The sequence below is a fragment of the Ruegeria sp. CI1 genome, assembly GCF_056536925.1.
In genome coordinates this window covers 256,797-265,103 of record NZ_JBQFQP010000006.1, presented here as the reverse complement: position 1 = coordinate 265,103, position 8,307 = coordinate 256,797, and the positions used below count along the sequence as shown (strand labels likewise).

The 8,307-nt window shown below is 60.4% G+C and carries 10 protein-coding genes; 4 read left to right on the top strand and 6 right to left on the bottom strand.

Features of this window, described 5'->3' with window-relative positions:
- The coding region (locus ACR0LZ_RS09620) for an IS5 family transposase (protein ID WP_480749579.1) at positions 1–405 on the bottom strand (405 nt) is incomplete at its 3' end.
- Positions 406–493: 88 nt separating this feature from the next.
- The gene (uraH, locus tag ACR0LZ_RS09615; RefSeq protein WP_480749578.1) at positions 494–850 is read right to left on the bottom strand and encodes a hydroxyisourate hydrolase; all 357 of its coding nucleotides are present in this window, start codon (positions 848–850) and stop codon (positions 494–496) included.
- A gap of 192 nt (positions 851–1,042) precedes the next feature.
- Here uraH and puuE point away from each other — a divergent pair, with 192 nt between their 5' ends.
- The 3 genes from puuE to ACR0LZ_RS09600 all read left to right on the top strand — a co-directional run bounded on the left by puuE (position 1,043) and on the right by ACR0LZ_RS09600 (position 4,433).
- Positions 1,043–2,458, top strand: a complete 1,416-nt coding sequence (gene puuE / locus ACR0LZ_RS09610) for an allantoinase PuuE (RefSeq protein WP_480749577.1) — start codon at positions 1,043–1,045, stop codon at positions 2,456–2,458.
- Complete coding sequence (locus tag ACR0LZ_RS09605; protein ID WP_480749576.1) at positions 2,455–2,943, top strand: ureidoglycolate lyase; 489 nt, start codon at positions 2,455–2,457, stop codon at positions 2,941–2,943. Before puuE ends, ACR0LZ_RS09605 begins: the two co-directional genes overlap by 4 nt.
- A 62-nt stretch (positions 2,944–3,005) precedes the next feature.
- Entirely contained in the window at positions 3,006–4,433 is a 1,428-nt protein-coding gene (locus ACR0LZ_RS09600; protein WP_480749575.1) for a uracil-xanthine permease family protein, read from the top strand.
- Between the two features lie 97 nt (positions 4,434–4,530).
- Here the strand turns inward: ACR0LZ_RS09600 and ACR0LZ_RS09595 are convergent, their stop codons facing one another.
- From ACR0LZ_RS09595 to ACR0LZ_RS09580, 4 genes are all read right to left on the bottom strand, one after another.
- Positions 4,531–5,517 carry a type I glyceraldehyde-3-phosphate dehydrogenase gene (locus ACR0LZ_RS09595; protein WP_480749574.1) on the bottom strand — a complete coding sequence of 329 codons (987 nt, stop codon included), beginning with the start codon at positions 5,515–5,517 and terminating at the stop codon, positions 4,531–4,533.
- A gap of 57 nt (positions 5,518–5,574) precedes the next feature.
- A complete protein-coding gene (locus ACR0LZ_RS09590; protein WP_480749573.1) occupies positions 5,575–5,886 on the bottom strand; it encodes a hypothetical protein in 312 nt (103 codons plus the stop codon).
- Between the two features lie 96 nt (positions 5,887–5,982).
- Positions 5,983–6,756 carry an ion channel gene (locus tag ACR0LZ_RS09585; RefSeq protein ID WP_480749572.1) on the bottom strand — a complete coding sequence of 258 codons (774 nt, stop codon included), beginning with the start codon at positions 6,754–6,756 and terminating at the stop codon, positions 5,983–5,985.
- Between the two features lie 134 nt (positions 6,757–6,890).
- Positions 6,891–7,724, bottom strand: coding sequence for a bifunctional allantoicase/(S)-ureidoglycine aminohydrolase (locus tag ACR0LZ_RS09580; protein ID WP_480749571.1), 834 nt, complete (start codon positions 7,722–7,724; stop codon positions 6,891–6,893).
- A gap of 172 nt (positions 7,725–7,896) precedes the next feature.
- Between ACR0LZ_RS09580 and ACR0LZ_RS09575 the strand changes: the two genes are divergently transcribed.
- Entirely contained in the window at positions 7,897–8,253 is a 357-nt protein-coding gene (locus tag ACR0LZ_RS09575; RefSeq protein WP_480749570.1) for a hypothetical protein, read from the top strand.
- Positions 8,254–8,307: the final 54 nt, after the last annotated feature.

Sequence of the window (8,307 nt, the reverse complement as noted above, 5' to 3'; positions counted from 1 at the left end):
CAGGCTGTCGCAGATGGCGTGCAGCTTCGTGTTCATCCCGCCCTTGGTGCGACCGATCAGACGGCCACGCCCCCCTTTTTTCGCGGCCATACTGGTTGCGGTGCGGTGTGCCTTCAAATAGGTCGCGTCGATCATCACGGTCTTCTCCTCTCCGTGTTCGGCAGCCAGGCCGACCATCATCTGCGCGAAGATGCCTTTCTCGCTCCAACGCTTCCATCGGCTGTACGGCGTCTTGTGCGGACCATATTCCCGCGGCGCATCTCGCCAGCGCAACCCATTGCGATTGATGAAGATAATCCCACTCAACACCCGTCTTTCATCGACCCGTGGCTTGCCGTGCGACTTCGGGAAGAAAGGGGTAAGTTTGGCCATCTGCTCGTCGGCCAGCCAGTAAAGGTTGCTCATGTCACTGCTCCATTTTCCCAGCCGTGAATCACGCAGCGCGTTGAAAATCAATGCATCCTGACCCTAATGAATTTTCGGCATCAAACACCTAGCTGCCGCGATAGGTGGAATAGCTGAATGGCGACAGAAGCAGGGGCACGTGGTAATGCGCGGTCGCGTCCGACATGCCAAAGCGGATCGGGATTACGTCGAGAAACAGCGGTTCGGGTTGGTCGCCGCCTTGGGCACGAAGGTAGTCGCCGGCAAAAAACTCAAGTTCGTAGGTTCCGGTGCGGAACGTATCCTGTGGAAGGATCGGATTGTCTGTGCGGCCGTCGGAGTTGGTGGTCACTTGCACCAGTTCGGTGCGGTCAGAACCATCAATCCGGTAGAGTACGATTTTCATTCCAGCAGCGGGTAATCCCGACGCGGTGTCGAGAACATGGGTAGTCAGATAACCGGCCATGAATATCTCCGTTTTCCATTTTAGGGCATACCGTTCGGTCGGAATTGGATTGGAGTTTCACTGTTGCATGGAAACCGGTGCTGCCGCTAGTACGGCTGATTTTGGAAACACTGTCTTGATTGATTTGAAAATCCTGATGCAATTTCTGGGCTATTGATTGAATAGTTGAAGATATCCGGAGACCTAGGACACATGACCCCGCCCCGTTACCCCCGCGACATGATAGGTCATGGCGCGACGCCGCCCGACGCGAAATGGCCGAACGGCGCCAAGGTCGCGGTGCAGATCGTGCTGAATTACGAAGAGGGTGGCGAGAACTGCACATTACATGGTGATGCGGCGTCAGAGGCGTTCCTGTCCGAGATCGTTGGTGCGGCGCAGTGGCCGGGCCAGCGGCACTGGAACATGGAGTCGATCTACGAATACGGCGCGCGGGCTGGGTTCTGGCGCTTGCACCGGCTGATGAAGGATCTGCCGATCACAGTTTATGGCGTCGCCACTGCACTTGCCCGGTCGCCCGACCAGGTGGCGGCGATGAAATCGGCCAGATGGGAGATTGCCAGCCACGGATTGAAATGGGTTGAGCACAAGGACATGGCCGAGGACGAGGAGCGCGCCCAGATTGCCGAGGCGATCCGGCTGCACACAGAGGTGACCGGCTCGCGCCCGCGGGGGTGGTATACGGGGCGGTGTTCGATGAACACCGTGCGGCTGGCGGCGGAGGCGGGGATGGACTATGTCGCCGACACCTATGACGATGATCTGCCCTATTGGCGCAATATTGACGGGCGGGATCAGTTGATCGTGCCCTATACGCTTGATTGCAATGACATGCGGTTCGCCACCCCTCAGGGATTCAATTCGGGCGACCAGTTCTATTCCTACCTCAAGGACAGTCTTGACGCGCTTTACGCCGAGGGGGTCGCGGGCGCGCCCAGGATGATGTCGATCGGGCTCCATTGCCGCCTGATCGGGCGGCCAGGACGGGTGATGGCGCTGAAGCGTTTTCTTGACTATGCGCGCGGGCTGCCGGATGTATGGTTCGCCACGCGCCTGCAGATTGCCGAACATTGGGCCGCGACCCATCCGCCTGTTGCAAGGCCTCACCCCTCTCGGATGAGTCGCGATGAGTTCGTGTCGACCTATGGCGGGGTTTTCGAACATTCGGAGTGGATTGCCGAGCGCGCCTATGAGCTGGAGCTAGGTCCGGCGCATGACACGGCGGGCGGGTTGCACAATGCGTTGGCGCGCATGTTCCGGTCGGCCTCGGACGAAGAGCGCATGGGTGTTCTGACTGCGCACCCGGATCTGGCCGGCAAGCTGGCGCAGGCCAAGCGGTTGACGGCGGAGAGCACCTCGGAACAGGCCTCGGCGGGTCTGGATGCGCTGACCGATCAGGAACGCGAGACTTTTTCCGATCTGAATACGCGTTATGTCGGCAAGTTCGGCTTCCCCTTCATCATCGCTGTGCGGGACCATGACAAGGCGTCGATACTGGAGGCGTTCCAACGCCGGATCGAACAGGGTCGGGAGAAGGAGTTTGCCGAGGCCTGCCGTCAAGTCGAACGGATCGCCGAATTCCGGTTGCGGGACCTTTTGCCGTCATGAGCGAGCGTATCATGATCGAGCCGATCTCGGCCGGGGCATTTGCGCCTTTTGGCGATCTCATCGACACGTCGGGCGATCCGGACAAGATCATCAATCAAGGTCAATGCGGGCGGTATCACGACCGGGCGCAACTGGATTTTGCGGATGGGCGGGCAGGGATCAGCCTGTTCGATGCCACCCCGCGCAAATTGCCATACCAACTGGATCTGGTGGAACGCCATCCGAAGGGCAGTCAGGCCTTTGTGCCGATGAGTCACCAGCCCTTTCTGGTCGTCGTCGCCGAGGATGAGGGCGGCAAACCTGGCCGACCGCGGGCATTTCGGACCGAGCCCGGACAGGTGGTGAATTTCCACCGCGGAACGTGGCACGGTGTTCTGACCCCGCTGCATGCGCCGGGCCTGTTTGCCGTTGTCGACCGGATCGGAGGCGGCGCAAATCTGGAAGAACACTGGTTCGACACACCATACGAGGTGGCCGACCCGTGATATGAAGCCGCCACAGAAGCGGCAAGGCCCCCATGAGATCTGATAGGGAGGACAGTGAGATCATGGCCGATACTTCGATTGGAACGCCGGAACAGCTTCGCGATCCGGACTACACACCCGCCTTGCATAAGGCGATTCCACTGGGCATCCAGCATGTGCTGGCGATGTTTGTGTCAAACGTGACGCCCGCCATCATCGTTGCGGGCGCAGCCGGTTTCGGGTTCGGTTCGAACTCGCCGGACTTTCCTCAGCTTCTGTATCTGATCCAGATGTCGATGCTGTTTGCCGGAGTCGCCACCCTGTTGCAGACGATTACGGTGGGGCCAGTGGGTGCCGCGCTGCCTATCGTGCAGGGCACGAGTTTCGCCTTCCTGCCGATCATGATTCCGCTGGTTGCAGGCAAGGGTGTTGACGCGCTGGCCGCCTTGTTCGGCGGCGTCATCATTGGCGGGCTGTTTCATGCCTGCCTTGGCACGGTCATCGGCAAGATCCGCTTTGCCCTGCCGCCCCTGGTGACCGGGCTGGTGGTCACCATGATCGGTCTGGCGCTCGTTCAGGTCGGTATTCAGTACGCTGCAGGGGGTGTTCCGGCGATCGGAACGCCGGAATACGGCTCGATGTTGAACTGGTCGGCGGCGCTGGTGGTGATCGTGGTGACACTGGGGCTGAAGTTTTTCACGCGCGGCATGCTGTCGGTCTCGGCCGTACTTGTGGGCCTGGCCGCCGGGTACGTATACGCGCTGATGGTTGGAATGGTCACATTTGAAGCCATTGGTACCAGCTGGAGCCGGGCTGCGGCTTTTGCGCTGCCGGTACCCTTCAAATACGGGTTCGAGTTTTCGGCCGCCGCGGTCATCGGGTTCTGCCTGATGGCCTTCGTCTCGGCGGTGGAAACCGTGGGCGATGTATCGGGCATCACCAAGGGTGGCGCGGGGCGCGAGGCGACCGACAAGGAGATTGCCGGGGCGACCTATGCCGACGGGATCGGTACCGCCGTTGCGGGGCTGTTCGGGGCCTTTCCGAATACCTCGTTCAGCCAGAATGTGGGGCTGATCGCGATGACCGGCGTGATGAGCCGTCACGTGGTAACCATCGGTGCGTTGTTCCTGATCCTGTGCGGGTTGGTCCCCAAGGTGGGCGCAATCATCCGCACCGTACCAATCGAAGTGTTGGGTGGCGGAGTGATCGTGATGTTCGGCATGGTTGTGGCTGCCGGTATCTCGATGCTGTCGGACGTGAACTGGAACCGGCGCAACATGGTGATCTTTGCGATTTCGCTGTCCATCGGGCTGGGATTGCAGCTTGAGCCGGGTGCCGTCCAGCATCTGCCGGATACGGTGCGTATCCTGATGACCAGCGGGCTGTTGCCGGCGGCGCTGATCGCAATCGTTCTGAATCTGGTTCTGCCACAGGAACTGGCGGAGGAGGCGACCGAAGAGGTGTCTGGCGGTATGGCGGGACACGGTTCGGGCAGTCTGACGGGAAAATAAGGCTCCCGCCTTTACCCTTCGCATCAGCAGGTGCGAAGGGTGCGAGTTGCGCCGGGCAGGCCCGCAGGCCTGACCGCGTGCTGTGGTCGTGGCTGGATCAACCGGCGGCCATCAGGCGGGCAACGTCGAGCATGCGGGCGGAAAAACCCCATTCGTTGTCGTACCAGCCGAACACGCGCACCTGATCCTCACCGATCATCCGCGTCTCTGGTCCGGCAATGACCAGCGATTCCGCGCGCGCGCGCAGGTCGGAGGAGACCAGCGGCATGTCGGTCCATCCCAAAACCGGGGAGGCCTCTACCCCCTCGCGCAGGGCCGCCTCAAAAGCGTCGGCACTCATGCCGCGTTCAAGTCGGACGACCAGATCCACGGCCGAGACGCTGGCAGTTGGCACCCTTACGGCTGCGCCTGAAATGCGACCCGCCAGATGCGGCAGTACGGTGTCGATAAGATGCGTCGCGCTGGACGTGGTAGGCACCATTGACAGCGCTCCGGCGCGCGACCGGGCCAGATCGCCGCGCGGTGCGTCCACCATGGGCTGGCTGTTGGTGTAGCAATGAATTGTCGTCATATGCGCCGATGCAATCCCGGCGATTTCGTCGATCAACTTGGCCAGCGGCGCTAGCCCGTTGGTGGTGCAGGAAGCGTTCGAGACGATCCGTGCATTGCCCAGGTGATCCTCGTTGGCGCCCAGAACGATGGTCACTTCGGCAGCGGGTGAGGGGCCCGAGATCAAGACCTTGCCTGCCCCAGCGGTCAGGCCGCGCCCCGCCACATCCGAAGTGCGCGCGATGCCGGTGCAATCCAGCAGAACGTCGACACCCGTCAAATCCACGCGGGTCAGATCGTTGCTGTGGGTCATCGGGATTGATCGGCCATCCACGACCAACGCTTCGTCGCCTTCCAGAACAGTGCCCGGATAGGGGCCGAAGGTGCTGTCGTATTTGAACAGATAGGCACAGGTTTCCAATGGTGCGATATCGTTGATCAGCACCAGTTCAAGTCCCGAATCCTGCCGGAGCGCCAGAAGCTGCCGCAGGATCGTGCGGCCGATTCGGCCGAATCCGTTGATCGCAAGTTTCATGCGCCAAGCTATGGCAGGAGCGTTGACCGATCTCAATGGCCCCTTGCAGCCGCTGCGTCAGTTACAACTGACCTGGGAAAAGAACTGTCCCGAGATGTTCTGGTACATGCTGGAATAGATCGCGCGGCACCCCGTGGCCTGCCTGATCGCGGCCATGGCCTGAATCGTGCGCAAACGCGGTGGCGGGCCGAACGGATTGAGGTTGTTGTTATCGCGCGTGGCGCGATAGATCACCGGCTCGTCCGACACCTGGGTGACGGCCCATGTCCGGCTCATCACGTGGACAGTGATTGCTTCGTCCTTGGCCATGGCAGGGGGTGCAAGGGCGGCAAGGGCGGCTAAGACGGCAATGGAAATGCGCGGTTTCATGAATTCAACTCCTGATAAATGCGGGCGCTCTTCCGGATTTGAGCAAATTCGGCGCTGCATGTGAAGGCTTGACACGAATTGGCGTCCCTTTTGCGGTTACGCCACCCCCTCGGTGCGAATGCGTATGGTCCTTCCGCAATGCTTGCAATGCACGGCATCTGCGTCGTGCAGGACAAGCCCGCAGGTGCCGCATTCCTGTCGAACTTTCGTTGGGCGAAACAGCACTTGAAGCAGGCGCAGGAACAGCGTGACACCAAAGATCATCACACCCACCGCCAGCATCCGACCCCACGTGCCGGTCAGGGTGATGTCGCCAAACCCTGTCGTCGTGAGTGTGGTGACAGTGAAATAGAGCGCATCGGCATAGTTGCCGATCTGCGGATTGATGCCGGATTGCGTGGCATAGATCAGCCCGGTCATGATGAACAGAAAGACGCCGAGGTTGATCGAGGCCAAAACCACGTCTTCGTTTTCGCGGAAGAATTTGAAATCCTGACGCAGCCGTATCAATAGCTGGTAGGTATGCAACAACCTCAGCGTTCTGAGAATGCGCAGGAACCCAAGACCTTCGCCCGCGATGGGGGCCAGAAAGGAAAAGACCGCGATGATGTCGGCCCATGTCGCCGGGCGCAGCAGAAAGCGGCCCTTGTCGGCTTCCAGCCAGACGCGGATGCCGAAATCGGTCAGGATCAGCAGGCCGAAAACCGCGTCGGTGATTTCGATCGCCAAAGTATGCGGGAAAAATGATGTTGCGATCACAAAAAGGATCGTCGTGATGTCGAAAGCCAAAAGCGCATAACGGAACCGGTGCGCCTGTGGCGTCGTTCCCTGATACAGGGATCTGATCTTGGTCAGCACTTGCTTTGCCATTCGACAGCATCGGTCTGATTGCACCCTGGCGCCCGATCCGAAACCGGGCGGCCAAATGCAAGGAAACACTGGAAGGATCTGATTTTCAACCGGTATCACCGCCAGCCGATCATGGCAAAACCGTCCGTCTGCCTCTAGCGCCCCGCCAATGACAACGGCATATGACGGTTTACGTCCTTGTAAAGCAGATAGCGGAACCGGCCCGGGCCGCCCGCATAACAGGCCTGCGGGCAAAAGGCGCGCAGCCACATGTAATCGCCCGCCTCGACCTCGACCCAGTCCTGATTAAGGCGATAGACGGCTTTGCCTTCGAGCACGTAAAGCCCATGCTCCATCACATGGGTTTCGGCAAAGGGGATCACACCGCCCGGCTCGAATGTGACGATGGTGACGTGCATGTCGTGACGCAGGTCGGCAGGGTCGACAAAACGGGTGGTGGCCCATCGCCCCTCGGTGCCCGGCATCGGGTTGGGGGCGATGCCGCGCTCATTTGTGATGACCGGATCGGGGGCGGGCAGGCCGGGCACAGCCTGGTAAGCCTTGCGTATCCAGTGGAACCGGGCCACCGGGCCAGCGCGGTTGTGCAGGCTCCAGTCGCTGGCGGGCGGGATATAGGCGTAACCGCCTTCCTCCAGCACATGGTCTTGTCCGCCGATTGACAGCGTCACCGCGCCTTCGACGACAAAGATCACGCCTTCGGCGCCGTCATCTGTTTCCGGTTTGTCGCTACCGCCGCCGGGCTGCACTTCCATGATGTATTGCGAAAACGTCTCGGCAAACCCGCTGAGAGGGCGGGACAGGACCCACAGGCGCGTTCCTTCCCAAAAGGGCAGAAAACTGGTGACGATATCGCGCATCGTGCCCCTGGGGATCACCGCATAAGATTCGGTGAACATGGCGCGGTCGGTTAAAAGCTGGTCTTGCCCAGGATGGCCGCCGGTGGGCGCGTAATAGGTTCTTTGTGCCATAAATGCCTCGTTGGGTTTCCGGCGCACTATGCCGGGAAAGAGCTGGCGGTCCTAGCGCTGGCAGGCGGAAAGGTTTCTTCGGAATTATTTGAAGATTTTGGAGCAGGGCTTGGACATCCCGACGGGTGCGGGATATCCTTGAGGACAAATGGAAATCATGTGTGAGGCAGTCATGAAAAAATGGATTTGCGCGACCCTTGTTGTCATGACGATCGCGGTCACGGCGCCGGTGGCGCAGGCGAAGTCCCTGTCGCGAATGGTCGCCGAACTGGGTCTCAGCCCGGCAGATTTCGAGATCATGGGAACGGCGGCAAACTCGTTGTTTGCCGGCGGTCGGCCCTCGGCCGGGCAAGAGGCCGCCTGGGCCAATGACGACACCGGTGCAAAAGGTACAGTGCGGGTGCGCGAGATGCGCGACAACTGCGCCCAACTGCAATATGTCTTTACGCCCGGTGGCGCGGATGCCTCGCGCGAGATCCGCACCCGGCGCTGTCTGGACGCCAATGGCAACTGGGTTCTGACGCCCTGACACACAAGATTGACGATGCGACGTTCGAATGATTTTGACGAGCGGCACGAATCT

Bases quoted from the DNA above. Each gene is read 5' to 3' on its own strand.
- uraH (WP_480749578.1), bottom strand. From the start codon at position 850: ATGGCCGGTTATCTGACTACCCATGTTCTCGACACCGCGTCGGGATTA.
- puuE (WP_480749577.1), top strand. From the start codon at position 1,043: ATGACCCCGCCCCGTTACCCCCGCGACATGATAGGTCATGGCGCGACG.
- ACR0LZ_RS09605 (WP_480749576.1), top strand. From the start codon at position 2,455: ATGAGCGAGCGTATCATGATCGAGCCGATCTCGGCCGGGGCATTTGCG.
- ACR0LZ_RS09600 (WP_480749575.1), top strand. From the start codon at position 3,006: ATGGCCGATACTTCGATTGGAACGCCGGAACAGCTTCGCGATCCGGAC.
- ACR0LZ_RS09595 (WP_480749574.1), bottom strand. From the start codon at position 5,517: ATGAAACTTGCGATCAACGGATTCGGCCGAATCGGCCGCACGATCCTG.
- ACR0LZ_RS09590 (WP_480749573.1), bottom strand. From the start codon at position 5,886: ATGAAACCGCGCATTTCCATTGCCGTCTTAGCCGCCCTTGCCGCCCTT.
- ACR0LZ_RS09585 (WP_480749572.1), bottom strand. From the start codon at position 6,756: ATGGCAAAGCAAGTGCTGACCAAGATCAGATCCCTGTATCAGGGAACG.
- ACR0LZ_RS09580 (WP_480749571.1), bottom strand. From the start codon at position 7,724: ATGGCACAAAGAACCTATTACGCGCCCACCGGCGGCCATCCTGGGCAA.
- ACR0LZ_RS09575 (WP_480749570.1), top strand. From the start codon at position 7,897: ATGAAAAAATGGATTTGCGCGACCCTTGTTGTCATGACGATCGCGGTC.